The 26,607-nt window shown below is 65.8% G+C and carries 23 protein-coding genes; 8 read left to right on the plus strand and 15 right to left on the minus strand.

Annotated features, from left to right (window positions below; all coding sequences use genetic code 11):
* Nucleotides 1-7: 7 nt before the first annotated feature.
* Nucleotides 8-1,129 (minus strand): helix-turn-helix transcriptional regulator, encoded by a 1,122-nt coding sequence (locus tag ACX12D_RS21660; RefSeq protein WP_459375566.1) that lies wholly within the window; start codon nucleotides 1,127-1,129, stop codon nucleotides 8-10.
* A gap of 218 nt (nucleotides 1,130-1,347) precedes the next feature.
* Here ACX12D_RS21660 and ACX12D_RS21665 point away from each other — a divergent pair, with 218 nt between their 5' ends.
* Together ACX12D_RS21665 and ACX12D_RS21670 are read left to right on the plus strand one after the other, a co-directional pair.
* Nucleotides 1,348-3,003 (plus strand): hypothetical protein, encoded by a 1,656-nt coding sequence (locus tag ACX12D_RS21665; protein ID WP_459375567.1) that lies wholly within the window; start codon nucleotides 1,348-1,350, stop codon nucleotides 3,001-3,003.
* A 247-nt stretch (nucleotides 3,004-3,250) separates the two neighbouring features.
* Nucleotides 3,251-4,462 (plus strand): MFS transporter, encoded by a 1,212-nt coding sequence (locus ACX12D_RS21670; protein ID WP_459376479.1) that lies wholly within the window; start codon nucleotides 3,251-3,253, stop codon nucleotides 4,460-4,462.
* Nucleotides 4,463-4,471: 9 nt separating this feature from the next.
* Here ACX12D_RS21670 and ACX12D_RS21675 read toward each other — a convergent pair whose 3' ends face one another.
* The 4 genes from ACX12D_RS21675 to ACX12D_RS21690 all read right to left on the minus strand — a co-directional run bounded on the left by ACX12D_RS21675 (nucleotide 4,472) and on the right by ACX12D_RS21690 (nucleotide 10,838).
* Nucleotides 4,472-5,836: an efflux transporter outer membrane subunit gene (locus tag ACX12D_RS21675; protein ID WP_459376480.1), complete on the minus strand. Its 1,365-nt coding sequence runs from the start codon at nucleotides 5,834-5,836 to the stop codon at nucleotides 4,472-4,474.
* A gap of 82 nt (nucleotides 5,837-5,918) precedes the next feature.
* Nucleotides 5,919-7,916, minus strand: a complete 1,998-nt coding sequence (locus ACX12D_RS21680; RefSeq protein ID WP_459375568.1) for a MacB family efflux pump subunit — start codon at nucleotides 7,914-7,916, stop codon at nucleotides 5,919-5,921.
* Nucleotides 7,913-9,046: a macrolide transporter subunit MacA gene (gene macA / locus ACX12D_RS21685; RefSeq protein ID WP_459375569.1), complete on the minus strand. Its 1,134-nt coding sequence runs from the start codon at nucleotides 9,044-9,046 to the stop codon at nucleotides 7,913-7,915. Before macA ends, ACX12D_RS21680 begins: the two co-directional genes overlap by 4 nt.
* A 463-nt stretch (nucleotides 9,047-9,509) precedes the next feature.
* Entirely contained in the window at nucleotides 9,510-10,838 is a 1,329-nt protein-coding gene (locus ACX12D_RS21690; RefSeq protein ID WP_459375570.1) for an ATP-binding protein, read from the minus strand.
* A 239-nt stretch (nucleotides 10,839-11,077) separates the two neighbouring features.
* On the opposite strand from ACX12D_RS21690, the gene ACX12D_RS21695 reads away from it, so the two are divergent.
* The 4 genes from ACX12D_RS21695 (at nucleotide 11,078) to ACX12D_RS21710 (ending at nucleotide 14,463) form a co-directional block, all read left to right on the plus strand.
* A complete protein-coding gene (locus ACX12D_RS21695) occupies nucleotides 11,078-11,866 on the plus strand; it encodes a MipA/OmpV family protein (protein WP_459375571.1) in 789 nt (262 codons plus the stop codon).
* Between the two features lie 49 nt (nucleotides 11,867-11,915).
* Nucleotides 11,916-12,656, plus strand: a complete 741-nt coding sequence (locus ACX12D_RS21700; protein WP_459375572.1) for a polysaccharide deacetylase family protein — start codon at nucleotides 11,916-11,918, stop codon at nucleotides 12,654-12,656.
* A complete protein-coding gene (locus ACX12D_RS21705) occupies nucleotides 12,653-13,858 on the plus strand; it encodes a glycosyltransferase family 4 protein (RefSeq protein ID WP_459375573.1) in 1,206 nt (401 codons plus the stop codon). The genes ACX12D_RS21700 and ACX12D_RS21705 overlap by 4 nt, the downstream gene beginning before the upstream one ends.
* Before the next feature lie 74 nt (nucleotides 13,859-13,932).
* On the plus strand, nucleotides 13,933-14,463 hold the full coding sequence (locus ACX12D_RS21710; RefSeq protein WP_441631421.1) for a MarR family winged helix-turn-helix transcriptional regulator: 531 nt from the start codon (nucleotides 13,933-13,935) through the stop codon (nucleotides 14,461-14,463).
* Nucleotides 14,464-14,546: 83 nt separating this feature from the next.
* On the opposite strand, the gene ACX12D_RS21715 is transcribed toward ACX12D_RS21710, so the two are convergent.
* From ACX12D_RS21715 to ACX12D_RS21760, 10 genes are all read right to left on the minus strand, one after another.
* A complete protein-coding gene (locus ACX12D_RS21715) occupies nucleotides 14,547-15,062 on the minus strand; it encodes an aromatic-ring-hydroxylating dioxygenase subunit beta (RefSeq protein WP_459376481.1) in 516 nt (171 codons plus the stop codon).
* A gap of 38 nt (nucleotides 15,063-15,100) precedes the next feature.
* Nucleotides 15,101-16,390 carry a Rieske 2Fe-2S domain-containing protein gene (locus ACX12D_RS21720; protein ID WP_459375574.1) on the minus strand — a complete coding sequence of 430 codons (1,290 nt, stop codon included), beginning with the start codon at nucleotides 16,388-16,390 and terminating at the stop codon, nucleotides 15,101-15,103.
* Between the two features lie 14 nt (nucleotides 16,391-16,404).
* Entirely contained in the window at nucleotides 16,405-17,691 is a 1,287-nt protein-coding gene (locus ACX12D_RS21725) for an NAD(P)/FAD-dependent oxidoreductase (protein ID WP_459375575.1), read from the minus strand.
* 9 nt (nucleotides 17,692-17,700) lie between these two features.
* The gene (locus ACX12D_RS21730) at nucleotides 17,701-18,018 is read right to left on the minus strand and encodes a non-heme iron oxygenase ferredoxin subunit (RefSeq protein ID WP_459375576.1); all 318 of its coding nucleotides are present in this window, start codon (nucleotides 18,016-18,018) and stop codon (nucleotides 17,701-17,703) included.
* A gap of 74 nt (nucleotides 18,019-18,092) precedes the next feature.
* On the minus strand, nucleotides 18,093-19,160 hold the full coding sequence (locus tag ACX12D_RS21735) for a branched-chain amino acid ABC transporter permease (protein WP_459375577.1): 1,068 nt from the start codon (nucleotides 19,158-19,160) through the stop codon (nucleotides 18,093-18,095).
* A complete protein-coding gene (locus ACX12D_RS21740; RefSeq protein ID WP_441631431.1) occupies nucleotides 19,160-20,044 on the minus strand; it encodes a branched-chain amino acid ABC transporter permease in 885 nt (294 codons plus the stop codon). Before ACX12D_RS21740 ends, ACX12D_RS21735 begins: the two co-directional genes overlap by 1 nt.
* 12 nt (nucleotides 20,045-20,056) lie before the next feature.
* Complete coding sequence (locus tag ACX12D_RS21745) at nucleotides 20,057-20,803, minus strand: ABC transporter ATP-binding protein (protein ID WP_459375578.1); 747 nt, start codon at nucleotides 20,801-20,803, stop codon at nucleotides 20,057-20,059.
* Nucleotides 20,800-21,576 (minus strand): ABC transporter ATP-binding protein, encoded by a 777-nt coding sequence (locus ACX12D_RS21750; protein WP_459375579.1) that lies wholly within the window; start codon nucleotides 21,574-21,576, stop codon nucleotides 20,800-20,802. Before ACX12D_RS21750 ends, ACX12D_RS21745 begins: the two co-directional genes overlap by 4 nt.
* A 46-nt stretch (nucleotides 21,577-21,622) precedes the next feature.
* On the minus strand, nucleotides 21,623-22,861 hold the full coding sequence (locus tag ACX12D_RS21755) for an ABC transporter substrate-binding protein (protein ID WP_459375580.1): 1,239 nt from the start codon (nucleotides 22,859-22,861) through the stop codon (nucleotides 21,623-21,625).
* A 181-nt stretch (nucleotides 22,862-23,042) separates the two neighbouring features.
* A complete protein-coding gene (locus tag ACX12D_RS21760; RefSeq protein WP_459375581.1) occupies nucleotides 23,043-24,647 on the minus strand; it encodes an MFS transporter in 1,605 nt (534 codons plus the stop codon).
* 221 nt (nucleotides 24,648-24,868) lie between these two features.
* Here ACX12D_RS21760 and ACX12D_RS21765 point away from each other — a divergent pair, with 221 nt between their 5' ends.
* Entirely contained in the window at nucleotides 24,869-25,831 is a 963-nt protein-coding gene (locus ACX12D_RS21765) for an amidohydrolase family protein (protein ID WP_459375582.1), read from the plus strand.
* A 23-nt stretch (nucleotides 25,832-25,854) separates the two neighbouring features.
* The gene (locus ACX12D_RS21770) at nucleotides 25,855-26,607 is read left to right on the plus strand and encodes a maleate cis-trans isomerase family protein (protein WP_459375583.1); all 753 of its coding nucleotides are present in this window, start codon (nucleotides 25,855-25,857) and stop codon (nucleotides 26,605-26,607) included.

Here is a 26,607-nt window from a genome sequence, read left to right on the forward strand (position 1 = left end):
GCGGCCGTTAGTCAGAAGGAGTCCGTCGAGGCAGTACCCACAGCATCGCGCTGACTGCCTCAGCCTGGGATCGGGTGTGCGTCTTCTCGTAGATCGCTCTGAGCTGCGTGCGGATCGTGGCAAGTGAAACGCCGATGCTGGCCGCGCATTCGTCGGGCGTCTCGCCCCGGACGAGCGCCTCTGCCACCGCAGCTTCTGCCTTGGACAAGCCAAAAGCCTGCCGCAACTGTTGCGCCACGACCAGCGCGCCTGCGCACCGCCGCCGTCTAGCGGTAATCATGATGGTGGCATCGCCAAACGCTGCGCGCAGCGTTTGTGCGGGAAGGGAGGTGATGCTGAGAAAAATCTCGTGCGCGCTGTCCAATGCGCCTTGCAAGGCTAGACTTTCGCCTTTTCTGGTCTTTGCTACGCGGGCAATGGCCGCCTGCAGGTAATCATTCTCCGCCGGGACCACCGCAGTCAGGCGACCGTGCGCCAGCCTTAGGCAGGCGGTCGCACGCAACATGGATTCGGCGGCCTGGTTGACAGAGACGACGCGCGCGCTCCTGTCCAGGGCCAATACGGCAAGCCCCAGTTCCTCCATCAGCTCAGCACCGAGCGCGGCATCGCGGTGCAGGATTTTTGCATCCTGCCAGAGATTGATGGAGCGCTGCAGATGTCCAGTCATGCCCACTGCGGCGGTGCGTTCCTTCTGCGAATACGGCGTTCTGCCATACGCTCGCAGCAGGCCGAGCAGGACGTCGTCGCTGCCCGGGCGCGCGAAGCGAACGCCCATCAAATACCGAAAGCCAGCTGGAATCTGGTAGTCCTGGAAGAATTCGCTACGTGCGACGTCCCGATCCGTCAGGTGATCGTGGCAACAGACGAGTTCGCCGACCGCCGCCTTCTCGACAAAGCCGCGGCGAGGATCGAGCGCGCCATAGTATTGGTCGTAGCGGGCAATGATGTCATCCAACTCCCCTCGCGGGGAGTAGACCGAAAAACGGGGGGCGTTGCTTGCCGCATCCCAACTGAACATGTGGAAAAAATTGGCCCCCAGGGCCTCGATGACCTGGTGGAACACCTCAAGAAAGCTGTCGTGGTGCAGCGCGGCCTCATAGAGGTCCCCGATAAGCTGGTCTCTTGGCAATTGCTTTCTCCCCAAAAAGCAGTGCAATTTAATTGTGGTGTATTCGGCCTAAAACTTCACGGGCCATGCCAGAGCCATCTCTTTTTGCCAATTTATCACAGCTTCTCTGCAGGGTGCACCGCGAAAATCCCTGAATTTCATCCATCTGAATGATGACCGGCGAGACGGGCTTGCGGAAAATCCGAGCCTCTAACTAGAACGGGTCAGGGAGGAAAAAAATGAAGCTCAAGCCTTTAGCGATCAGCTTTGTAGCGCTTTCGTTGGCCGCCTGTGGCGGCGGCGGGGATTCCGCATCCACATCGGGCGGAACGGGCACGCAAACGCCGGCGGCGCAGACCGTCAGCGGCGTGGTTGCCACTGGTCTGCCGTTGTCTGGTGCCGCAGTCAACATGACCTGCGCGTCGGGTTCCGGAGCGGCAACGACGGCCACGGACGGTAGCTATTCGGTCACGCTCAAGGGCGCAATCCTGCCCTGCGTGCTGACCGCCACCAGCAGCGACAGCAAGATCATCCTGCATTCGGTGGTTCCAGGCGCCGGGTCGGGCAGCAGCAACGCGACCGCGCATATCACGCCGCTCACCGAACTGCTGGTCGCCCAGCTGGGCGGGCAAAACCCGGCTCAGTTTGTGGCAGCGTTTGGCCCGACGACGGCACTGAGCGCGACGGCGGTCAGCAGCGCCCAATCGGCCTTGGTCGCCGTGCTCAAGAAGGCCGGATTCGATCCTTCCGGCGTTGGCGACTTTATCGCAGGCGCGATCGCTGCGGGGAGCCATCAGGGTTATGACGCGATTCTGGACACGCTGCAATCAACGATTGCGAGCGCAAATACCAGCCTGAGTGAATTGAGCGCCGCCATTGCCAACAGCACGGGCAGCACCACTGCCGCCGCCTCGACCCTCGGCACCATTCTGGCGCCCGCGAACGCTGATTGCACCGCGCTCAAGAGCGGCGATCACCGCCTGATCAAGCTATCCGATGGATCCGCGAAACTGGCGACGGTGGATGCGACGAAATTGACCGTCGCCATCAGCGGCACGACTTATCAGCTCACCAAAGGCGCGACGAGCTGCGATTTCTCTTTGAACGATCCAAACTCGACGCGTGTGCTTGTCGCTAAATCCGGGCTTGCGGTCTGGACAAGTGGAAGTGGTACTACAGGAACGATTGCGCTGTCGATGCCGGCGCAGACCATGGACCCAAGCGTCATCAATGGAGCATACAACTTTGCGCTTATCAGCGGCTCACCCCAAAACCAGTTTGGTACCCACGGCTATACAAAAGGCGTAACCACATCGGCCACAAACTGCTTGAGTGGCTACGGCAGCTGCGCAGTCGATACCGTCACCCCATATGGGCATCTGGTCGCCACGCCCGATGGCGGCGCGGATTGGATTGACGATGGCAGCCAGGCGGGCACCGCACAGTTCCACGCCGTTGGATTCAGAAACGCGCAAGGGAACATCCTCTGGATCGCTACAGTGTTGGGCCAGGGAGGAGGCGTTGGCGTTTTCGTCCCGCAAACGACACTGCCTCTGCCGGCGGTTGGTACCGCAAGCGCCTTTTGGCAACGCATTGTTGACAACACCACAGGCCTGAGCGCGGTCACTGAAGATAGCCACACCATTACGGCACTGAATGGGTCAACCGTCACGCGTACCTTTGCGTCGGATAGCCATTCGGACGTGCTGGGTTTCAACGATCCGTTCAACGGGATGCGTCATCGCGCCACCAATGCCTGCACCACCTCAACGGGTGCCGCACAGAACTGTAGCGCGACGCTGCAACTGCCATTGGGCGGCATGACGGTGGCGTGGTCGGGGTCCGGGCCGAGCTATCGCGTGTCGATTTCGGTGACCAAGCCCGGCAGCTTGTAAGCACCCTGCGCCCGATGTCCGGGGCGCCTGGCACCGGCTTGTGATGAGCCGGTGCCAGCGCATTTCGATTGTTTGTCACCAGGGTCTCCCCGGCGTTTCCCGTTGCCTCTTCGCCGGCCCCGGCCAGCCACGAGAGTAGAATCTCGCAAAATTTTTCGCTTGTGGCGCACGGGAATCGACATGACACAGGGCAACGCCAATGCCAACGCCGCCGCGGTGACCGGGCTGGAGCCGGCCGCGGCAGCAAATCCACCGCACGGAACAGGAGCAGGGCGCCTACGCGCGCAAGGCCGTGATCGCCTCGGCGGTCGGCTACGCGCTGGACGGCTTCGACCTGCTTATCCTCGGCTTTATCCTGAGCGCGGTGTCTGCCGGCCTCGGGCTGACCAGCACCCAGGCGGGTTCGCTGGTTACCTGGACGCTGGTTGGCGCCGTGGCCGGCGGCATCTTCTTCGGCATCCTGAGCGATTACGTGGGCCGGGTGAGGGTGCTGACCTGGACCATCCTGCTGTTTGCCGTCTTCACCGGCCTGTGCGCGCTCGCGCAGGGCTACTGGGACCTGCTGGCCTACCGGACCATCGCCGGCTTTGGCCTTGGCGGCGAGTTCGGCATCGGCATGGCGCTGGCCACCGAGGCCTGCCGGCCCGGCCAGCGCGCCCGCGTTTCCTCCTATGTGGGCCTTGGCTGGCAGGCGGGCGTGCTGGCCGCGGCGCTGCTGACGCCGGTGCTGCTGCCCTATATCGGCTGGCGCGGCATGTTTGCCATCGGCGTGCTGCCGGCGGTGGCGTCGTTCGTGGTGCGCCGCTTTATCGGCGAGCCGGAAGTGTTCGTTGCCAGCAGCAAGGTGGCGCGCAAGGGTAACCCGCTCAAGATGCTGGTGGCGGATGCCGCGACCGCACGTGCCAGCCTGGGCGTGGTGGTGCTGTGCTCGGTGCAGAACTTCGGCTACTACGGCCTGATGATCTGGATGCCGACCTACCTGGCCAAGCAGTTCAATTACTCGCTGACCAAGTCCGCGCTGTGGACCTCGGTGACCATCATCGGCATGGCCATCGGGATCTGGGTGTTCGGCCAGCTCGCGGACCGCGTCGGCCGCCGGCCCACCTTCCTGATCTACCAGGCCGGGGCGGTGGTGATGGTCTTTGTCTACTCCCAGCTATCGACGCCCTACGCGCTGCTGTTCGGCGGCGCGGTGATGGGCCTGTTCGTCAACGGCATGATCGGCGGCTACGGCGCGCTGATCTCGGAGCTGTATCCCACGCAGGCCCGCGCCACCGCGCAGAACGTGCTGTTCAATATCGGCCGCGGCGTGGGCGGCTTTGGCCCGCTGGTGGTCGGCGCGCTGGCCGCCAGCTATTCGTTCGGCACCGCCATTGCCGTGCTGGCGTCGATCTATGTGCTGGATATCCTGGCCACGCTGTTCCTGATTCCGGAGCGCAAGGGCGCCGCGCTGGAGTAAGCCGGACCCTTAAGCCCCGCTTTCCACCGCCGGCCCCCCCAACGCCTTGTACAAGGTCGTGATGTTCACCAGCCGGTCAAAGCGGTTGCGCGCCGCCGCCACCGCTGCCTGCCGCAACGTCTCCTTCGCATCGAGCCAGGGCTGCAGCGCGGTGGCGCCGGCGCGGTAGCGCGCCGCGCTTAGCCGCTCCGCCCGGCTTGCAGACTCCAGCGATTCCCCCAGCCGATCCGCGCGCACGCCCAGCCCCGCATGATCGGACAGCGCGTTTTCCACTTCGGCAAAGGCCGTGTACAGCGACTGCCGGTATTGCACCACCGTTTCCTGGTACTCGTTCTGCGACACCTGTATCGTCAGCTGCGTGGTGTTCCATTGCAGGAAGGGCAGGCTCAGCCCGGCGCCGAGCAGGGCCGTGGGATCGCGCAGCAGCGAAGCCAGCGCCGCGCTGCCGGTGCCGACGATGCCGGTCAGCGTCAGCTTGGGGTAGAAGCTGGCGCGGGTCGCGTCGGCGTTTGCCAGGGCGGCGCGCAGGCGCCATTCGGCCTGCCGCACGTCGGGCCGGCGTCCGACAACCGCGGCGGGAATGCCGGCGGCGATGCGCGGCAGCGCTTCGACGGGCAAGGCCGGCGGCTCGGTCACGCCGTGCCCGGGCGGACGGTTGAACAGGATGGCCAGGGCCTGGCGGTTTTCGCTGCGTTGCTGGTCCAGCACGGTACGTTCGGCCAGCAGGGCGGCCAGTTGCTGCTCGGCTTGCGCCAGGTCCAGGCCGGACACCGCGCCGGCCCGATAGCGCGCGGACACCAGGCCAAGCGTGCGTCGTGCGTCCGCCAGGCTTTGGCCTGAGATGTCGATCAGTTCGTTCAACAGCCCGGCGCGCCAGTACAGCGTGGCCGTGGTGGCCGCCAGGGCGATGGTCGCGGCTTCCAGGTCGGCCGCGCTCGCGCGCGCTTCCCAGTCCGCCGCGCCGCGCAGGCTGGCCAGCCGCCCCCACAGGTCGATCTCATAGTTCACGGTGGCATTGATCCCCCCTTCGTCGCGCCGCCCGGGGCCGTCCAGGCTCCATTGGCGCGTGCCCCTGGCCTGCGCGCTCAGTTCGGGCGCGCGGTTGGTGGCGGCCAGCCCTGCGCGCAGCCGGGCACGCTCGAAGCGCAGCGCGGCAATGGCGAGATCGTTGTTGGTAGCCAGCGCGGACGCGACCAGTGCGCTTAGCTGTGGATCGCCAAAGGCCTGCCACCAGGCGTGCGGCTCCAGCGCCGTGCCCGGCTGTCCGGCCGGCACCTGCGGGGGCGCATGTTGCCAGTGCCGCGGCACCTCCAGCGCGGGATCCACCTCCGGCGTGCGCAGCCCGCTGCAAGCGCTCAGGGTAACGGCGATCATCGGCAGCGCGACGAGCAGGCGCACCGGCAAGGCGCGCGGCGAGTGCGGCGACCGTGGCGGCCATGGCGAAAGCGGACTGCGCTTATTCATGGCCCAGCGCCTCGATCGGTTGCAGGCGCGCGGCGTTGCGTGCCGGCATATAGCCGAACACCACGCCAATCAGCGTCGAACACAGGAAGGCGCCGGCAACCGCACCCGCGGAGAACACCATCTGCCATTGCGGGATCAGCAGCGCCAGCGCCAGCCCGATCAGGTAGGCCACGGCGGTGCCGATCACCCCGCCCAGCAGGCATACCAGCACGGCCTCGGTCAGGAACTGCATCAGCACATCGCGCTGGCGGGCGCCCACGGCCATGCGGATACCGATCTCGCGGGTGCGCTCGGTCACCGAGACCAGCATGATGTTCATCACGCCGATGCCGCCGACCAGCAGCGAGATCACGGCGACCGCCGACAAGAATAGCGTGAGCGCCTGCCCGGTGCGTTCCATGGTCTTGACGATGCTGTCCATATTGTAGGTAAAGAAATCCTTCTTGCCGTGGCGCAGCGTCAGCAGGCGTTCGATGGCTTGCTGGGCTGCCGCGCTAGGCTGGCCGTCGCGGATGCGCACAGACAGCTCGTCGAAATGGGACTGGCCGAAGATGCGGCTGCCCGCGGTGGTGTAGGGCAGCCAGATATTGAGGCTGCTGCCGTTGTCGTCGAACATGGTTTTCTTCTCGCGCGCCACGCCAATCACCACGCAAGGCAGGTTGCCCACCAGGATGATCTGGCCCAGCGCGCTTGTGGCATTGCCGAACAGCTTGCGGCGGGTTTTTTCGTCGATCACCGCGACTTGCGCGTGCCGGCGCAGCTCGTCCGGCAGGAATGCCGCGCCTTGCGTCAGGCCCAGGCCACGCACGCGGAAGAAGCTCGCGCCCACGCCATGCACGGTGGCGTTGACGTCGACGCTGCGGTACCTCAGCCGCTGGACCTTGCTGGTGATCGCAGTGGCGCTGTCCACATATGGCAGCGCGTGCAGGGCCTCGATATCGGCGGCCACCAGGGTGCGGATGCCGGCGGCGCGGTCGTCGCCAAAATCCTTGCCGGGGAAGATCTCGAGCGTGTTGGCGCCGATGGCGCGGATATCCGCCATCACGTAGCGCTTGGCGCCTTCGCCGATGGCCACGATCGACACCACGGAGGCGATGCCGATGATGATGCCAAGCATGGTCAGCGCGGTGCGCATGCGATGCGCCATCAATGCGCCCCAGGCCATGGAGAAGGCCTCGGTGAAGCCCTGCCAGGCGCGCGCGCGCCGCAGCGGGGATCCAGCGTTGCCGCTGGCCGGGGCTTGGGCGGCCAGCTTGGCTTGCACGGGGCTGCTGCCCGGCGCGTCCTCGGCCTGCGGCGGCCGGTTGGCGCGGTCGGCCACGATGCGGCCGTCGGCGATCTCGATGATGCGCTCGGCGTTGCGCGCCAGTCCCATGTCGTGGGTGACGATGATCACCGTGTGGCCGAGCGCATGCAGCTCGCGCAGGATGGCCAGGACTTCCTTGCCGCTATGGCTGTCGAGTGCGCCCGTGGGCTCGTCCGCCAGGATCACCTGGCCGCCGTTGATCAGCGCGCGGGCAATGCTCACGCGCTGCTGCTGGCCGCCGGAGAGCTGGGAGGGGCGGTGCCCGGCGCGCTCGCCCAGGCCCAGCCGCTCCAGCAGCTGCAGGGCGCGGGCACGGCGCGCGGCGCGGTCGGTGGCGGCGTAGATGGCCGGCACTTCCACGTTGTCCGCGGCGGATAGCTGGGCCATCAGGTGGTAGCGCTGGAAGATAAAGCCGAAGCGCTCGCGGCGCAGGCGGGCCAGCGCGTCATCGTCGAGGGCCGCCACGTCCTGGCCCGCCACCAGGTAGCGCCCGGCGTTGGCCTGGTCCAGGCAGCCCAGGATGTTCATCAGCGTGGACTTGCCGGAGCCGGACGCACCGACGATGGCGACCATCTCGCCCGCGCAGATGGCCAGGCTGACCTGGCGCAGCACGGGGATGTCCTGGTCGCCGGCGCGGAAAGTGCGCTCCACATGCTGCAGCAGCAAGAGCGGGGCTTGCGTCATGGCCTGGCCTCCGCGTTGGCGGCGCCGGCATCGCCGGTGATGACGCGGTCGCCTTGCGCCAGGCCGCTCAGCACTTGCGCATGCGCGTTGTTGCTCAGGCCGGTGCGCACCTTCACCGTCTCCACGCGCTGGTCCGGGCGCAGCACGCGCACTTCCATGCTGCCGTCCTGGCCGCGCGGCCCCAGCGCGGCCAAGGGCACCAGCAGCGTGTTCCTGGCCTCGCCCAGCATGATGGCGACCTGTGCCGTCATATCGATGCGCAGCTTGTGGCCCGGATTGGGCACGTCGAACAACGCATTGAAGAACACGGCGTTGTTGATCTTTTCCGGCGACGGCTGAATGGCCTGCAGCGACGCGTGGTAGCGGCGGTCCGGCTCGCCCATGATGGTGAAGTAGACCGCCTGCCGGTTGGCGATGCGGATCACATCGGCCTCCGACACCTGCGCCTTGACGGTCATGGAATCCAGGTTGGCCAGCTTGAGGATGGTCGGTACCTGGTAGGACGCCACCACGGTCTGGCCTTCCAGCGTGGAGAGCGCCACCACCTCGCCGTCCATCGGCGCCACGATGCGGGTGTAGCCAAGGTCGATGCGGGCGGACTCGGCCTTGATGCCGAGCTGCGCGATATCGGCGTCGAGAGCGATCAGCTCGGCCTCCAGCGAGCGCAGGTCGGCTTCGGCGATTTCAAGGTCCTGGCGCGAGGCCGCCTCCTGCGACTGCAGCTCGCGCTGGCGTTGCCAGTTCAGGCGGGCCTGGCGCAGGCGCGAGCGCTTGGCGTCACGCTGGGCCTTGCCGCTGGCCACGGCGGCATCTGCCTGGCGCAGCGCATTCTCCAGCAGCACCGGGTCGATCTGGGCCAGCAACTGGCCCTGCTTGACCTTGTCGCCGAGCTTTACCTTCAGCGATTTGAGCTGGCCATTGACCTGCGCGCCGACTTCGACCTGGCGGATGGGCTGCAATACGCCATTGGCCAGCACGGTGACTTCGAGGTCGCCGCGGGTGACGGTGGCGGTGATGTACTCGGGATGCTTGCCCGGTGTCAGGCGCCAGGCCGCCAAGGCGATGATGGCGGACAGGGCGAGGACGGCGATGATCAGGCCGTGCCTGCGGCGGTTTGGGGGATGGGCCATTGGCGTTGCGGGAATCTACGGAAAAAGGATCAAGGTCAGGCGATATGCGGCGGACGTCTTGGGGAGTCGGCGCAGAGGCCTATTCTTGAAATCAGGTTCTTCAGACATTCGTGTGGCTACTGCACGCGGGTGCAAGTGGCGGGAAGCAAGATGCTGGTTTGCTCCCCTCTCCCATGAAATGGGAGAGGGGAGCTACGGCGACGCTGGATTTAGCCCAGCGATGCATCGAACCACACGAAAGTCGGATGAACTTAAAATCAAAGGCAGTGGCGATGCATGACGGGATTGTGAATGGACAGGCCTGCCACGTCTGTGGGCAATCTATCCCCGCTTGTGTGAAAGTGTGGCGAGATGTGCGGCTTTGTCTTCGCACTTGTGTTGGCAGGGGTGGGGCGGTCTGGTTGGGTGAGGGCGGGTCTTGCTGGTTTCTGGATTTGCCATGGTTTCCAGCAACTGGCCCAGGCTAAGCCGGGCCGGCGAGCCCTGGCGCCGGCGCGATTTGCCGGGCGGGCAGCTTGATGGTAAAGCGCGTGCAGCCCGCCACGCCGCCGTCCAGCGAGACCTGGCCGCCGTGGGCCAGCGCAATGCGCCGCACGATCGCCAGGTCCAGGCCGGCGCGGCTGATCGGCGATTCGCGGCCAGCCACGGCGCGGGGCAGTGGCTCGAAGATGCGGGCGCGCTCTGGCGCGGGCACGGCCGGGCCGTCGTCTTCCACCGCGAGGGTCAAGGTGCCGGCTGCATCGGTCTGCGCCACGATGATGACCTTGTACCGCGCGTTGCGCAGGGCGTTGCGGCATAGCTTGAGCAGGGCCCGCGCCACCAGGCGCGGGTCGCACAGATGGCGGGCGAACGGCCTGCTGTTGCGCACATCCAGCACCAACCCCCGGTGCGCCGCGTCGCCGGCGATCACGGCGAACACGGCGTCGACCAGCTCGCCCGTGGTGACCAGCGTTGGATTGACAGGCGTGGCGCCCTGTTCCAGCTGCCCCAGTGTCAACAGTTCGGTCACCAGTTCGTCCAGCTCGCGCACATCCAGCCGCAGGGCCTCAAGGCGCCGCGCGCGCTGCAGCGGATCAGGTTGGGCATCGGCGGACTGCAACAGGGCGATGCCGAAATCCAGCCGCGTGATCGGCGTCTTGAGCTCGTGCGAGATGCCGTGGATCATGTCGCGCTGCTGCATGACGGAGGCCTCGATGCGCGACGCCATGTCGTTGAACTGGCGCGTCAACGGATAGAGATTGGCGCGCCTGGACAAATGCGCGCGGGCGGCAAGGTTGCCGCGGCCGAACTGCCTGGCCGCCTCGCGCAGGGCATTGAGTTCGCGCCAGTGATAAAAGAGCCAGCCAATCACGGCGAGCAGCGTGGCGGATGCGACCAGCGTGTAGGCGATCAACTCGATCTTGGCCTGGCTCGCATTTCTTTGGCTGATATGCAGGACCTGGCCGTCGCGCAAGGGCAGGTAGGCATCGTCGCCGTCATCGCCGAACACCATCTTGTCGTCGCGCAGGTCGCGCAGGCGGCGCTCGCCCAGATGCGCCACGGCATGCATGTCGACCACGGCGAAGCCCTCTCTCGCATTGCGCCGCAACGTCTGCAGCGCGGCCTCGCGCGCGGCGCCCGGGTGGCGCTCCAGGTAGCCGGTGAGCAAGAAGGCATAGCTTCCAACCTCTTTGCGCTCGCTCTCGCTGAGTTGCTGGTGGTACGCGGGGATAAGTACGTGGTCGATCGCGGCAAAGGCGGCGAACACGCCCAGGTTGAGCACCAGAAACAGCTTGAACAGGGATCGGAACATCTTGGCTTGTCTCCTTCGCGCTTTGGCGGCGGGCGGAAGGATCTCGTCAGGTGGATCGCATGGGTCTTGCCCGGCCAATGCGAAGCGATTCTAGCGGCCAACGATTGCCCGGAAGCAGCGAAAATCAACTCGAGACAATTGCGCACAATTACGCACAGTTTCGCGTCACTTTCCAACAGACACTGATAGGCCCTGTCCCTAGACTCTGTGGCTTGATCCAAGGGGCTAAGGTGAATCGCATGTTGAGAAGACAGTTCGAGAGATCGATTTGGGCCGGGGCCATTCTGGCCAGCGGCCTTGGTTGCGCCAGCGCGCATGCCGACAATATCTACACCGTCGGGCTGGGCCTTGGCGCCGCGCCGCGCTATGAGGGCAGCAACGAGTACCGGCTGATCGGCGGGCCGCTGTTCAGCGCGGAGTTCGGCAATGGCTTTTTTATCAGCCCGCTGCGCGGCGGCGCCGGCTACGGCCACACTTTCTCCAACGGCATGTTTGCATCGTTTGGCCTTGACTATGACCTGGGGCGTACCGACAGCAAACGCTTCGACCTGCCGGGCTCCGATCACCTGAAAGGCATGGGGCGGATCCCGGGTTCCCTGGTGGGGGCGTTGCAGGTCGGCATGCCGGTGTATGGCGGCGCGGTACTCAGCGTGACGCTCGACGCGCCGATGACCAAGCGCGACCGTGGCCTGAGCGGCCATATCGACCTGTCCGTGCCGGTGTACAAGGCCGGCAAGCACCTGGTCAGCGTCAGCCCCAGCCTGCATTTCGGCTCGCGCAAATACACCCAGACCTTCTTCGGCGTGACCGATGCGCAAGCCGCGAACAGCCAGTTCCGCCCGTACACCACCAAGGCAGGATTCGACCGCGCCAGCGTGGCGGTGTCCTGGGAATATGAGATCTCGCCCTCCTGGTCGGTAAGCAGCACGGTGGCTGTGACCCGCTTGCTGGGTGACAGCGCCAACAGCCCGATCGTGCAGTCGAAACAGTCGTTCGTTGGCCTGACCGCGCTCAAGTACCGCTTCTAGCCGCACCGGCTGCGCAGCTTTGCCTTGCTCCTGTTCGCCGAGGAAAGACATGACACCGCGAATCCCCATCCTGATGTATCACCAGATCGATGCGCCGCCGCCGCGCGGCACACCGATGCGCAGCCTTGTGGTGGCCGCACGCGATTTCTCCTGGCAGATGCGCCTGCTCCGGCTGATGGGCTATCGCGGCCTGGCCTTGCGCGACCTGCTGCCTTACCTGCGCGGCGAGCAGGCCGGCAAGGTGGTGGGCATCACGCTGGACGACGGCTACCGGAACAACCTGGAGCATGCGCTGCCCGTGCTGCAGCGTTGCGGGTTCAGCGCAACCTGCTATGCGGTCAGCAGCCTGGTCGGCAGGACCAATGCCTGGGACACGGCCATTGGCGTGCCAGAGACGCCGCTGATGACCGTGCAGGAACTGCGCAGCTGGACCCGTGCGGGCATGGAAGTTGGTGCGCATACGCGTACCCATGTGGACCTGACCAGGATGGATGGCGATGCCGCGCGCGACCAGATCGCGGGCAGCAAGCTCGCGCTGCAAGATGCGCTGGGCGTGCCGGTCCGGCACTTCTGCTATCCGTATGGCGCGTTCAATCAACCGGTCGCCGAGCTGGTGCGGGAAGCCAGCTATCACAGTGCCGTGACCACGCAGCGCGGCCGCGCCGCGATCGGCGGCAACCTGTTCGGCCTGCCGCGCGTGCTGGTCGCGCGGAGCTCGCATGCCGGACATTTTTTTCTGAAGCTGGCGACTGCCTATGAAGATCGCCGCGGCATGGAGGTAATGTCATGATGCACGCTGACCGAGGCGCGGCGCTGTCCGCCAGCCAGTTGCGGGTGCTGGTGCTGAATTCCCGGATGGATGGCGGCGGCGTGGATTCGCACACGCTGTCGCTGTGCCGGGCCCTGCGGCTGCAGGATTGCGTGGTGAGCCTGGCCGCACCGGCGCGCGCACGCTGGATCGACGCGGCGCAAGCCATGCCCGGCATCCAGGTGCTTGCGCTGGATGCCGGGCGCGTGCTCTGGCCGCTGCTGCTGTCACGCTATATCCGCGCGCAGCGCATCGACGTCATCCACGCGCATCACGGGCGCGACTACTGGGTGGCGATCGCGGCCTGGATGCTGTCTGGCCGAACCGCATCGGTGGTGGTGACGCGCCACCTGATGACCCAGCTCAAGGCGCGCACGCGCCGCTACCTGGCGGCGTTCTCCAACGTGATCGCGGTGTCCGATGCGGTGCAGGAGTCGCTGCGCCGGGTTGATCCGGAGCGCGCCTTGCGGCTGCGGCGCATCTACTGCGGGATCGACACCGAGCGCTTTCGCCGCATCGCCATGCGCGGCTATCGCGTGCGCGAGGCCCTTGGGCTGCCGCAGGACGCATGGGTCTACGCCATGATCGGCGGGGCGCAACGGCCTGACGGCAAGGGGCAGTTCTACTTCGTCAATGCTGCCGCGCAGGTGCGGGCGCGGCACCCGCACGCGCATTTCCTCTGCGTCGGCGACGGCGACCTGATCCCGCAGTTGCGCCAGGAGGCGCAGGCGCTGGGTTTGGCCGGGTGCATCCATTTCCTGCCGTTCGAGCATGATGTGGCGTCGCTGCTGCAGGCGATCGATGTGCTGGTGCATCCGGCCGTAGGCAGCGAGGCGCTGGGGCTGGTGATACTGGAGGCACTGAGCTGCAGCAAGCCAGTGATTGCCACCGCGCTGGACGGGATACCCGAGACCTTTCTCGATGGCGCCCACGGCGTGCTGGTTCCGCCGCGCGACGCGCATGCCCTGGCGCAGGCCATGTGCCAGCTGGCGGCGAACCCCGGGCGCGCGGCCCGCATGGGTTGGCGCGGGCGCGGCTGGGTGGAGGCGAACTTCTCGCTGGCTTCGCTCGGGCGCGAAACGGTGCAGCTGTACCGGGATTGCATGGCGGCGGCGCGGCACCGGGACAGGGCAAGCATCGCGCAAAGCGGGCAGGCTGCGCCGGCCGCGTCGGAGCGGAGCTGAAACGGTGCGTTTCGGCACCAGGGTGGGGACAGTCGACTATACTTGTCAGCATGCTAACGAGTTTGGTGAGTTGAATGTCCTCTGCAAAACGTCAAACGACGCGCTTGGCTCCTCCAGTCGAGGATCCGGCGCCGTCCGAAGCGGACCCGGCCAAGGAGCTTCTGTGGGCGCGGCCCGGCTTCCTGGTGCGTCGCCTGCACCAGATCCACGTGGCCATGTTTTTCGAGGAATGCAAGTCTCCCAGCATCACGCCGGTGCAGTACGCCATCCTGACGGTATTGTCCGTGTTGCCCGGGCTGGACCAGACTGCGCTGGGGCAGGAAGTCGGATTTGACCGCACCACCACCGCCGACGTAGTGCGCCGGCTGGAGGAACGTGGCCTGGTCGAGCGCAAGGACAATCCGGCCGACCGCCGCACGCGCCACGTGCACCTGACCAAGGAAGGGCAGACCGTGGTGGCGTCGCTGCGCGCCGACATGGAGCGTGCGCAGGAGCGCATGCTGGCGCCGTTGCGCCCGGCGCAGCGCAAGGTGTTCATGGACTTGCTGTCGACGCTGGTCGAGGCTAACAACGACTACAGCCGCACCGTGTTGCGCATCATGTAGCGACAGCGCGCCGGCATGCCGCCGGCGCCTGGGCTATACCTTGCCTATACCTTGCCTATACCTCTATCTATACCTATAGCCGCTCAGACCGGATACACGAGGTCGTTGGCGATGATGGTGGTGTCGTACACGACCTGGCGCTCGGCCAGCAGCAGCTTGCCCTCGATGCGGGCGAAGCGGTCGTGATAAGTGCCCGCCATGTGGATGGTGGTGGGGCCTTCGACCAGCGTTTGCAGCAGCAGGAAGCTGGCCTGTGCCTGGATCTCGCCAGACTCGCTTTCATCGGTGACGCGCGTATTGGTGACGAGATGCAGCATATAGCGCGGCGCGAACATCTGGGTGCGCGCGATCGCCACCGCCCGGTCGTGCATCATGCCGCGGCCTTCGGCATACACCAGGCCTACCGGCAGCCCGAGTTCCACGTTCTCCCGCGCCGTGACGCGGTAGATGCAATCCTCGGTAAAGAACTCGGGCCACGTTTCCACCATGCCGGCATCGAGCACGGCGCAGTATTCGCTGTGGAAGGCATCGATCTCCATGCGCAGCGCTTGCGCGCGCGCTGGGGCCAGCTGGCAGGGGCGAAAGAGGTTATGCGCCATCGGGGTCATGGTTGGTGCGATCGTCAGTGTCATGCTGTTCAGAACCCCATCACGCTACGATAGTATTGGTACATGGCGCGGATCGCGGACTCCGAGATCAGCGAGTTGGCGGTGCCGACGTGTCCGGGGTCGAGCTTCAGCACATTGCGGTCGGTGCTGGAGCGGCGCACGCCCTCCTGCACGAACTTCATCGCCTCGTTGTCTTCCAGGCCAAGGAAGCCGGCGGGGCCCATCAGGTTGCCCTGGCGCAGGCGGTGCCGCGTCATTTCCTCGGTGTCGTCCTCATAGCCGAACATGGTCCATTGCATCAGCATGCTGTCCGGGCCGTTGGGCACGATCTGGCGCACGCCCAGCGTGTTCATCTCGCGCTGCACGATCAGGTTCGGCCAGATGGTCTGCATGGTGACCGACCATGGCGAATCGAATTCCTTGATGTATTCCAGGAAGCGGTCGTCCTGCAGGCGCATACCCTCGTGGTAGGAGCGCATTTCCTTCTTGTTCTCGTCGCTCACCGCCGCGTACTTGTCTTCCTTCTTGGCCGAGGCCATGGTGCCGTGGCGGCCGTGCACCGGGTCCGCGATCATGGCCGAGTCGTTGCCGGCGACCAGCAGGCCGAACACCACCAGGAAGGAGTGCAGCAGCGTGGCGTGGTACGGGTCCTTCAGGTTCTCGTGGTACATCTTCCAGTTGCAGGGCAACTCGTTCTTGTAATACCCGAGGATCTTGAGCGGCTTGCCGTTGAACACCACGTCGAAATCCTTGAGGATTTCCGGTGTCATGTACGCGTCCAGCGGCTCCATGTCGTTGGCGTACGAGGCAAAGATCACCCCGTTGCGCGTGGCCACGTTCAGCTTCACCAGGCCATGGTCTTCGTTGCGGAAGTCCTTGGGCATGCCGCCGGCCCGGCTCACGCCGCGCTTGAACGGCACGCCCTGCAGGTTGCCCTTCAGGTCGTAGGACCACTGGTGATAGGGGCAGACGAACTCCTTGGCGTTGCCCTGGCCATGCCGGCAGAATTCCGCGCCGCGATGCGCGCAGCGGTTCTCGAAGACATTGACGGAGCCATCTTCCGCGCGCGCCACGACAACGGGGGTCGGTCCAACGTAAGAGCGCTTGAAGTCGCCCGAGTTGGGGATCTCGGCCTCCAGCGCGACAAAATTCCACGAGCGGCCGCGGAAGATCTTCTCCAGTTCCAGGTCGTACACGGCATTGCTGGTGTACACCCAGTCCGGGATGAAATGCAGGGCGTCTTCCGGCCACTGGCAGGCGGCCAGTTCGGCATCCTTGGCGCGCGGCGTGCGGTTGATGACCGCATGGGTCTGGTACATGTTTCGTTCCTCGTTCAGGATGGGGTTTCGCTCGCGCCCGCGGCGGCGGCTTCGCGCGCCGCCTGCTTCAAGGGCAGGGCGGTGTCGCACAGCAAGCGGATATCGCAGGCGGTGCCTTGTTCGATCAGGTTGCGGAGCTGGCGCAGGTCGCCGCCGGCATTGACGGCGATGGCGTGGCGCAGTTGTGCGCCGGCCATGCCAAGCAGCAGGAATTTGGGGGGCTTGTCGCTGTCGGGTGCCTCGGTGCTGCCGCGCAACGTGTAGCGCAGCGCCGGGTCCACGGCGCCCAGCATCTGGATATTGCAGCCGAGCTGGTCGGTCCAGAACCAGGGCACGGCAGCCGGGGCGGTCTGCACGCCGAGCATGGCCGCCGCGGCGATGCGGGCCTGCTCATTGGCGTTCTGCCACGACTCCAGGCGCATCTCCTGGCCAAACAACGGCTGGTATTGGCTGGTGCAATCGCCGGCAGCAAACACACCCGGCGCGCTGGTGCGGCAGTGCGCGTCGACCTGGATGCCGCCGTTGCCCGGGTGGAGCGCAAGCCCGGCCGTTTCTGCCAGGCTCACATTGGGGTGCAGCCCGATGGCCACCACCACCAGCGGCGCGCGCAGGGTGGTGCCGTCCGCCAGCGTGATGGCAACCTCGTCCACAGCCGGCGAGATCGACGCGATCCCGCAGCCCAGGCGCAGATCGATGCCGAGGCCGCGCACGCGCTGCGCCAGCCAGTCCGAGAACACGTGCGGCACGGCGCGCTGCAGCAACAGCGGCGCGGCCTCGACCACCGTCACCGCCAGCCCCATGGCGCGGGCGGTGGACGCGGTTTCCAGCCCAAGGAAGCCGCCGCCGATCACCAGCACCGCGCGCTCGCGGCGCAGCGCGGCCCGCAAGCCGCGCGCATCGGCGAGCGAGCGCAGGTAATGCACCCGGGGCTGTCCCGCAGGCAGGGCGGGCAAGGTACGGGCGCGCCCGCCGGTGGCCAGCAGGCAGCGGCTGAAGGCAAACGCCTGGCCATCGGCGCAATGCGCCGTGGCGCTGGCGGGATCGAGCGACGTCACTGTGGTGCCCAGGCGCAGGTCGATGCCTTGCTCCGCATAGAAGCCCGCCGCGTGCACGCCGATGCGCTCGTCTTGCTGCTCGTCCGCCAGCACGGCCTTGGACAGCGGCGGGCGCTCATACGGTGCATGGGCCTCGCCGCCGACCATGACGATGCCGCCGTCATGGCCCAGCGCGCGCAGCGCGGCGGCGGCCGTGGCGCCAGCCTGGCCGGCGCCGATGATCAGGATGGGGGCGTCTTGTGGCATGGCCGGCGCTCAGGCGGTGACCATGACATCGACCAGGACATCGCTGTCCACGATCTTGACCGGGTAGATCTTGATGCCCTGGGTGGCGGGCGCGCACATGGCCTGCCCGGTGCGGATATCGAAGCGCGCCTGGTGCAGCGGGCATTCGATGCAGCCGTCCTCCAGGTAGCCGTCCGACAGCAGCGCGTACTGGTGCGTGCAGACGTTGTCGGTGACGAAGTACTCCCCTTCGCTGCGGTACAGGGCCAGCTGCGCGTCGCCAAGCGTGAGCGGCATCACTTCATCGTCCTGAAGCTGGCCGGTGGTGGCGATCTTGGTCCAAGCCATGATGCATCTCCTTTGATCAGTATGCTGAGTAATAATGATCAGTGTACTGATTTAAATTGTCGACTGAATCCGCGTTAACCCTTGGGCGTGGCCGAGGCGGCCGGGGCGGCGGAATGGCCGTGCAAGGGCGTGGCGGCGCTGGCCGGGGCAGGGCGCGCCAGCGCGGCCCGGCGCTCCAGCAGGGCCTGCACCTCGCCCATGATGCCGCGGCGGAAGGTCAGCACGCAGACCACGAAGATCAGGCCCGTGACCATGCTGACCGACTCGCCCAGCGTGTTGAACCAGTCCACGCCCGTCATCGCGGCCAGGCTGCTGCCGGCGTCTCCCAGCTTGTTCTCGACCGAGACGATCACCAGCGCGCCCAGGATCGGCCCGGACAAGGTGCCCATGCCGCCCACCAGCGTCATCAGGATGACCGACCCGGACATGGCCCAGTGCACGTCGGTCAGCGTGGCAAAGCCGAGCACCAGCGTCTTCAGTGCGCCTGCCAGTCCCGCCAGCGCGGACGACAGCACAAAGGCCAGCAGCTTGAACCTGTCCGTGTCATAGCCCAGCGAGATGGCCCGCGGTTCGTTTTCCTTGATGGCCCGCAGCACCTGCCCGAAGGGCGAGTTGACCACGCGCGCGATCAGCAGCAGTGCGGCGCCGACCACGATGGCCGCCACGTAGTACATCGTCAGGTCTACCTCCAGCGAGAGCAGCCCGAACAGGCTGCCGCGCGGCACCGCCTGCAAGCCGTCCTCGCCGCCCGTTACCGGGGCCTGCAGGCAGAAGAAGTAGAACATCTGCGCCAGCGCCAGCGTCACCATCGCAAAGTAGATGCCCTGGCGGCGGATCGCCAGCGCGCCAAAGGCCAGGCCGAGCAGCGCGCCGAACGCCGTGCCGGCCAGCAGCCCGAGCTCCGGTGTGGCGTGCAGGGATTTCATCACGTAGCCGCAGGCGTAGGCCGCGCCGCCAAAGAAGGCGGCGTGGCCAAAGGACAGCAGTCCGGTAAAGCCCAGCAGCAGGTTGAAGGCGCAGGCAAACAGGGCGAAGCACATCAGCTTCATCGCCAGCACCGGGTAGGCGCCGAAGAAGGGTGCCAGCGCGACGGCCGCCATCAGCAAGGCGCCCGGCAGTCTTGCGCGATAATCGAAGGTCATTATTTTTCCTTTCCGAACAGGCCGGCGGGGCGCACCATCAGCACGCACACCATGGCCACGAAGACGACGGTTGCCGAGGCTTCCGGGTAGAACACCTTGGTCATGCCTTCGAACACGCCCAGGCCCAGCCCGGTGAAGATGGAGCCGAGGATCGAGCCCATGCCGCCGATCACCACCACGGCGAACACGGTGATGATCAGGTTCTGGCCCATCAGCGGCGAGATCTGCATCACGGGCGCGGCCAGCACCCCGGCAAAGGCGGCCAGCCCCACGCCGAAGGCGTAGGTCAGCGTCACCAGCAACGGCACGTTGATGCCGAATGCTTCCACCATGCGCGGGTTCTCCGTGCCGGCGCGCAGGTAGGCGCCAAGCCGTGTCTTCTCGATGACGTACCAGGTGGCGAAGCACACCACCAGCGAGGCCGCCACCACCCAGGCGCGGTAGTTGGGCAGCATCATGAAGCCCACGCTGGTGGCGCCCGTCAGCGCCTCGGGCGTGGCGTAGGACAGGCCGGAGACGCCATACACCGAGCGCAGCAGCCCTTCGATCAGCAGGCAGATGCCCAGCGTCAGCAGCAGGCCATAAAGATGATCGAAGCGATAGAGCCGGCGCAGCATGGTGCGCTCCAGCACCACGCCCAGCACGCCGGTGACGAGCGGGGCGAGGAGCAGCATCAGCCAGTAGTTCAGCCCCAGGTAGGCGAGGCCCATCCAGGCCAGCACGGCGCCCAGCATGAACAGGGCGCCATGGGCAAAGTTGATGACGTTGAGCAGGCCAAAGATGACTGCCAGCCCGAGGCTCAGGATGGCGTAGAACGAGCCGTTGACGAGCCCGAGCAGCAACTGGCTCAGCAGGGCGGGCATGGGTATGCCAAAAAATTCCATGACGATGGTTCCTTACACGCCAAGCAGGGCGTTCAGCGTGGGCATCTTGCGCGCGAGCGCGCCGGCGTCGAAGCACTCCACCATGCGGCCGTGCTCCATCACGTAGAAGCGGTCGGCGAGTGGCGCGGCGAAGCGGAAGTTCTGCTCCACCATGACGATGGTGTAGCCGCGTTTCTTGAGCGTGGTGATCATTCTGGCGAGAGTCTGGACGATGACGGGGGCCAGGCCTTCGGAGATTTCATCGAGCAGCAGCACGCTCGCGCGGGTGCGCAGGATGCGGGCGACGGCCAGCATCTGCTGCTCGCCGCCCGACATGCGCGTGCCCTGGCTCTTGCGGCGCTCCCACAGGTTGGGGAACATCGCGTAGATCTCGTCCAGCGGCATCGGCTCGCGGCCTGACGTTGCAACGTCAGCCTTGAACACCGGCGGCAGCATCAGGTTTTCCTCGCACGACAGGCTGGAGAAGATCGCGCGTTCCTCCGGGCAATAGCCCAGGCCCAGCGGCGCGATACGGTGCGTCTTCATGCCGATGGTCTCGGTGCCGTTGACGCGGATCGATCCCTTGCGGGCGCCAACCAGCCCCATGATGGCGCGCATGGTGGTGGTGCGGCCCGCGCCGTTGCGGCCCAGCACGGTGACGACCTCGCCCGGGTTGACGGTCAGGTCCACGCCGTGAAGGATGTGGGATTCGCCGTACCAGGCGTGCAGGTCCTGGATCTGCAGGGCAGGGGTGGGTTGGTTCGTGGGCTGGCTCATCATGCGGCCTCCGTCAGTGCGGCATCGGCCGTGCCCATGTACGCCTCCATCACCTGCGGGTTGCGCGTCATTTCCTCGTACGGCCCCTCCGCCAGGATGGCACCGCGCTGGAGCACCGTGATGCGCTCGGCGATGGACGACACCACGCTCATATTGTGTTCCACCATCAGCACGGTGCGTCCCGCGGAAACCTGCTTGATCAAGGCGGTTACTACCTCCACATCCTCGTGCCCCATGCCTTGCGTGGGCTCGTCGAGCAGCATCAGCTCGGGGTCCATGGCCAGCGTGGTGGCGATCTCCAGCGCACGCTTGCGGCCATAGGCCAGCTCGGCGGTCGGCAGGTCGGCAAAGCCTTCCAGGCCGACGGCCTTGAGCAGCGAGACCGCGCGGTCGTTGAGCTCGTCCAGCGAGCGCTTGCTCTTCCAGAAGTGATAGGCGGTGCCGAGCTTGCGCTGCAGCGCCACCCGCACGTTCTCCATCACGGTGAGCTGGGGGAACACCGCCGAGATCTGGAAGGACCGGATCACGCCCTTGCGGGCGATCTGGGCGGGGCGCGCCCGCGTGATGTCCTCGCCGTTGAACAGGATGGTCCCGGCGGAGGGTGCATGGAACTTCGTCAGCAGGTTGAAGCACGTGGTCTTGCCGGCGCCATTGGGCCCGATCAGGGCGTGGATGGCGCCGCGCCGAACGCGCAGGTCGACCTTGCTGACGGCGGTGAAGCCCTTGAACTCCTTGGTGAGCCCCCGGGTTTCAAGGATGACGTCAGCCTGGCTCATGCGTGCTCCGCTTTTGGGTCTTGGCAGGTCGGTTCTGCATCGCGGCTCACTTCTTCACCAGTGCGCATTCGCTGGCGGACAGCGGGCGGAATGCCGAGTCGCCGGGGATGGTGCCGATGTACTTGACCAGGTCCCACGGGCCCTTCGACTCCGCCGGCGTCTTGGCCTGCGCCAGGTACATGTCATGCACCATGCGGCCATCCACGCGCACCTTGCCGGCGTGCACGAAGTCGTCGTTGACGGTGAGGGCGCGCATCTTTTCCGCCACCGCCGGGCCATCCACCGTCTTGGCCGCCTCAACCGCTTTCAGGTAGTGCAGCACACCGGAATACACGCCGATCTGCCCGTGCGTCGGGTAAGCCTTGTGCTTGGCGTAGAAGCGCTCCACGAATGCCTTCGACCTGGCGTCGAGGTCGAGCTTGAATGGGTCCACATAGGTCAGGCCCTGCGCCACGCTCGGCCCCAGGCTCTTCAGGTCGGTGATGAAGGTCGACGGCGTGATCACGGTCTGGCCGCCCTTGATCAGGCCGAACTCGCCCGCGGCCTTGACGCCGTTGATCATGTCGTTGCCGGCATTGGCCAGCACCACCACCTTGGCCTTGGACGCGGAGGCTGCCACGATGGGGCTGCTGAAATCGCTGGCGTTAAGCGGATGCTTGGTGCTGCCCACGTTCTTGCCGCCGCTGGCCTCCACCTCCTTGCGGAAATCCGATTCCAGCGACTGGCCCAGCGCGTAGTCCACGGTGATGTAGTACCAGCTGTTCTTGCCGTCGGCGATCAGCCGCTTGACCAGCGGCGCCGACACCGAATACGTATCCCAGCCCCAGTGAAAGCCGGTGGGCGAGCAGTTCTGGTTGGTCAGCGCCATGGCGCCGCCAGTGGAGACGATATTGATCTTCTGCTTTTGCCTGGCGATTTCCTGCACCGCCAGCGCGGTGGAGGAGTTGGGGAAATCGATCACCATGTCCACGCCATCGGTGTCGAACCAGCGGCGCGCCAGCGACGAGGCGATGTCCGCCTTGTTCTGGTGGTCGCCGGAGAGCACCGTGACCGGCTTGCCGAGCGCCTTGCCGCCGAACTCTTCCACGGCCATCTGCGCCGCGAGCACCGAGCCGCGGCCCGAGAGATCGGCGTAGGAGCCAGACATATCGGTAATCACGCCAACCTTGACGCCGTTGGCATCGGCCAGCGCGGCGGTGCTGCACAGCAGGGCGAGCAGGGCGGGTATCAGGGCAGGGATCGGAGTACGAACCGGGGTACGGCGTGCGTTGTGCAGAGACTTCATGGGGGCGCTCCAGACAGGGTGAATGGGATTCAGGAACCGGGGTAAAGAACAGGATGGCTTCGTCTTGGTGCAGCGATCAGTATGCTGACTATTAACTGCAGTGTACTGAGCAAATTGCGGGCCAGAGGACGAAGCCGGGGTAAGGGGTACAGCGGTACAGGGGCGCAGCGGTGCAGGGGGATCAGGTATCCAGGTCGCGGCCGCGGGTTTCGGGCACGAACACCATGCCGACGACAAAGGCGATGGCGGCGATCGAGACCGGATACCAGAGGCCGAAGTACACATCGCCGCTGGACACGTTCATCGCCGTCACGACGAACGACAGCATGCCGCCCACCCAGCCCGCACCCAGGTGGAAGGGCAGGGACAGCGACGTGTAGCGGATGCGCGCCGGGAACAGCTCGACCATGAACGCCGCCAGCGGGCCGTACACCATGGCGAGCAAGAGGATGGGGATCAGCAACATCAGGAACAGCATCGGGCGGTTGATGGCAGCCGGGTCCGCGTGCTCCGGCCAGCCCGCGGCCACCAGCGCCTCTTTGATCGCCGCTTTGTCAAAGCCCTGCAGTGCGGTGTCGCCGATGCGCAGAGCGGGTTGCGCGCGGCCATCAGTCGGCGTGAATTCGTAGCCGACGCCAAGATCCGTCAGGTAGCCCTTGACCTTGTCGCACGCCGATACCGGCTCGGCAAACAGGCGGAAGTGGCAATCGCCGGCGCGCAGCTGCACCGTGTTGCGCTGCTGGAACTGCTCCAGCGCCGGGTTGGCGTAGTGCGTCAGCGCCCTGAAGATGGGCTGGGTGGCCAGCGCCGCCAGCAGGCAGGCGGCCATCATGATGTGCTTGCGCCCGATCCTGTCCGACAGCCAGCCGAAGAACAGGTAGCAAGGCGTGGCGATCACAAGCGCAATGCCGATCAGCAGGTGCACCAGCTCCAGCGGCACGTGCAGCGTCTTGTTGACGAAGAACATCGTGTAGAAATGCCCGGTGCCGAAGATGGCGCCGAGCCCGGATGCCACCACGAACAGCAGCAGCACGTACTTGAGATTGGCCCAGTTCGTGAAGCTGTCCAGGATGGGGGATTTCGACGTGGCATTGCCAGCTTTCATGCGCGCGAAGATCGGCGACTCATGCAGCTTGCCGCGAATGTAGACCGACACCACCAGCATCAGGAACGAGACCAGGAACGGCAAGCGCCAGCCCCATTCGCGGAACTGCGCCTCGGTGAGGAACGTCTTGAGCAGGTACACCACCAGCAGCGACGAGAGCAGGCCGAGCGTGGCCGTGGTCTGCAGAGAGCTGGTGTAGAGCCCGCGTTTTTCCACCGGAGAATGCTCGGCGACGTAGGTCACCGCGCCACCCACTTCGCCGCCCAGGGCCAGCCCCTGCAGCAGGCGCAGCACCACCAGCAAGATGGTGGCGGTGATGCCGATCTGGCCATAGGTGGGCAACAATCCGACGCCCACCGTGGCGATCCCCATGAGCAGGATCGTCACCAGGAAGGTGTGCTTCCGGCCGATCTTGTCGCCCAGCCGGCCAAACAGCAACGCCCCGATCGGGCGCACCAGGAAGCCCGCGCCGAAGGTGGCCAGGCTGGCGAGGAACGCCGTGGTCTCGTTGCCGGGCGGGAAGAACAATGCACCAAAGTAGACCGCCAGCGCCGCGTAGATATAAAAGTCGTACCACTCCATCAGCGCCCCGAAAGACGACGCAAGGATCACCTTGCGTTCTTCCTTTGTCATGCTCTGCTTGCGCACGGCGGCACCGTCATTGGCCAGGCTGATCGTCATGGTCGTTTCTCTCCGGGGGCAGGTCAGCCTGCCCGTGTGTGTGCTCCACACTGTCAGCATGCTGAGTAATTTCAATCAGTGTACTGAGCAGAATTTATCAGTGTTATGGGGGTTAACCCTTTTGGCTCCGGCTAGACATTCCCTAACCTCGTTGCTATATTAAAAATGCTCAGCATACTGATCAATTAGCAAGCCCCCACCCAAACAGGAGTCGCCATAGCATGACGAGAATTCGGAAGATTGCCCTGGAAGAGCACTTCATGGCCCCCGGTTTCCAGGCCTATTCGAAGGGATACCTCCAGCACATCGACGCTGCGGTCATGGCCGATCTCGCCAGGCGCCTGGCTGATTTCGACGACATCCGCATCGGCGAGATGGACCGCGCCGGCATCGATTTCACCATCCTGTCGCAGACCGGCCCGGGTGTGCAGGGCGAGACGGATCGCGCTGCCGCCATCGGCCGCGCCCGCGAGAACAATGACTTCCTGGCGGCGCAGGTGGCGCGCCACCCCACGCGCTTCGCCGGCTTTGCCGCGCTGCCGATGCATGACCCCGTCACGGCAGCGGATGAGCTGGAGCGCGCCGTGACGCAGCTTGGCTTCAAGGGCTCGCTGGTCAACGGCCACACGCAGGGTGTGTATTACGACGATCCTTGCTATGACGCATTCTGGGAACGCATGCAAGCGCTGGACGTGCCGATGTACCTGCATCCGACCGATGCGTTTGTCGCGCCGCATGTGTATTCGGGCCATCCGGAAATCAGCGGCGCGGCGTGGGGCTGGGGCGTGGAGACGGCCAGCCACGCGCTGCGCCTGGTGTTCGGCGGCGTGTTCGACCGCTTCCCCCGGCTCAAGCTCATCCTTGGCCATATGGGCGAGGGGCTGCCGTTCCAGCGCTGGCGCTTCGACAGCCGCTTTGCGGTGTACTCGCATGGCATCAAGCTGGCGAAGAAGCCGTCGGAATACATCGGCAGCAATATCGTGATCACCACGTCGGGCGTGTGCTCGCCGGCTGCGCTGAACGGCGCCATTGCCGAGATGGGCGCCGAGGCCGTGCTGTTCTCGGTCGACTATCCCTACGAGTCCACGGCGATCGCGGCGGATTTTATCGAGCAGGCACCGATGGACGAGGCCACCCGCCGCCTTGTCTGCCATGGCAATGCCGAACGCATTCTCAAGCTTTGAACCCCGAAACAACGGAGCGCCCCGTGCAAAAGACTTTCCGGATCGGCCAGATCGTGCCGAGTTCCAACACCACGATGGAAACCGAAATCCCCGCGATGCTGACGTTGCGCCAGCAGGTGCGGCCTGAGCGGTTCACCTTCCACTCCAGCCGCATGCGCATGAAGAAGGTGGTCAAGGAAGAACTGGCGGCCATGGACGGCGAGTCCGACCGCTGCGCGCTGGAGCTGAGCGACGCCCGCGTCGACGTGCTGGGCTACGCCTGCCTGGTGGCCATCATGGCCATGGGCCACGGCTACCATCGCGTTTCGGAGAAGCGCCTGCAGGCCCATACCGCCGCCAACGGCGCCGACGCGCCCGTGGTCACCAGCGCCGGCGCGCTGATCGATGCGCTCAAGGTGATCGGCGCCAAGCGCATCGCCGTGGTCGCGCCGTACATGAAGCCGCTGACCGAGCTGGTGGTGGACTACATCCGCAACGAAGGCTACGAAGTGGTGGACTGGCGCGCGCTGGAAATCCCCGACAACCTCGAAGTCGGCCGCCATGACCCCGCCAGGCTGCCCGGCATCGTCGCGCAGATGAACACCAAGGATGTGGACGCCATCGTGCTGTCTGCCTGCGTGCAGATGCCGTCGCTGCCGGCGGTGGCCAAGGTGGAAGCCATGACCGGCAAGCCGGTCATCACCGCCGCCATCGCCACCACCTACGCCATCCTCAAGCAGCTCGGCCTGGAACCTGTGGTGCCGGGCGCCGGCGCCTTGCTCTCGGGCGCTTACTAA

It is taken from the genome of Cupriavidus sp. PET2-C1 (assembly GCF_054515855.1).

Excerpts from the sequence above, each read along its gene's own strand:
- ACX12D_RS21665 (WP_459375567.1), top strand. The coding sequence starts at position 1,348 with ATGAAGCTCAAGCCTTTAGCGATCAGCTTTGTAGCGCTTTCGTTGGCC.
- ACX12D_RS21675 (WP_459376480.1), bottom strand. The coding sequence starts at position 5,836 with ATGATCGCCGTTACCCTGAGCGCTTGCAGCGGGCTGCGCACGCCGGAG.
- ACX12D_RS21680 (WP_459375568.1), bottom strand. The coding sequence starts at position 7,916 with ATGACGCAAGCCCCGCTCTTGCTGCTGCAGCATGTGGAGCGCACTTTC.
- macA (WP_459375569.1), bottom strand. The coding sequence starts at position 9,046 with ATGGCCCATCCCCCAAACCGCCGCAGGCACGGCCTGATCATCGCCGTC.
- ACX12D_RS21690 (WP_459375570.1), bottom strand. The coding sequence starts at position 10,838 with ATGTTCCGATCCCTGTTCAAGCTGTTTCTGGTGCTCAACCTGGGCGTG.
- ACX12D_RS21695 (WP_459375571.1), top strand. The coding sequence starts at position 11,078 with ATGTTGAGAAGACAGTTCGAGAGATCGATTTGGGCCGGGGCCATTCTG.
- ACX12D_RS21700 (WP_459375572.1), top strand. The coding sequence starts at position 11,916 with ATGACACCGCGAATCCCCATCCTGATGTATCACCAGATCGATGCGCCG.
- ACX12D_RS21705 (WP_459375573.1), top strand. The coding sequence starts at position 12,653 with ATGATGCACGCTGACCGAGGCGCGGCGCTGTCCGCCAGCCAGTTGCGG.
- ACX12D_RS21710 (WP_441631421.1), top strand. The coding sequence starts at position 13,933 with ATGTCCTCTGCAAAACGTCAAACGACGCGCTTGGCTCCTCCAGTCGAG.
- ACX12D_RS21715 (WP_459376481.1), bottom strand. The coding sequence starts at position 15,062 with ATGGCGCATAACCTCTTTCGCCCCTGCCAGCTGGCCCCAGCGCGCGCG.
- ACX12D_RS21720 (WP_459375574.1), bottom strand. The coding sequence starts at position 16,390 with ATGTACCAGACCCATGCGGTCATCAACCGCACGCCGCGCGCCAAGGAT.
- ACX12D_RS21725 (WP_459375575.1), bottom strand. The coding sequence starts at position 17,691 with ATGCCACAAGACGCCCCCATCCTGATCATCGGCGCCGGCCAGGCTGGC.
- ACX12D_RS21730 (WP_459375576.1), bottom strand. The coding sequence starts at position 18,018 with ATGGCTTGGACCAAGATCGCCACCACCGGCCAGCTTCAGGACGATGAA.
- ACX12D_RS21735 (WP_459375577.1), bottom strand. The coding sequence starts at position 19,160 with ATGACCTTCGATTATCGCGCAAGACTGCCGGGCGCCTTGCTGATGGCG.
- ACX12D_RS21740 (WP_441631431.1), bottom strand. The coding sequence starts at position 20,044 with ATGGAATTTTTTGGCATACCCATGCCCGCCCTGCTGAGCCAGTTGCTG.
- ACX12D_RS21745 (WP_459375578.1), bottom strand. The coding sequence starts at position 20,803 with ATGATGAGCCAGCCCACGAACCAACCCACCCCTGCCCTGCAGATCCAG.
- ACX12D_RS21750 (WP_459375579.1), bottom strand. The coding sequence starts at position 21,576 with ATGAGCCAGGCTGACGTCATCCTTGAAACCCGGGGGCTCACCAAGGAG.
- ACX12D_RS21755 (WP_459375580.1), bottom strand. The coding sequence starts at position 22,861 with ATGAAGTCTCTGCACAACGCACGCCGTACCCCGGTTCGTACTCCGATC.
- ACX12D_RS21760 (WP_459375581.1), bottom strand. The coding sequence starts at position 24,647 with ATGACGATCAGCCTGGCCAATGACGGTGCCGCCGTGCGCAAGCAGAGC.
- ACX12D_RS21765 (WP_459375582.1), top strand. The coding sequence starts at position 24,869 with ATGACGAGAATTCGGAAGATTGCCCTGGAAGAGCACTTCATGGCCCCC.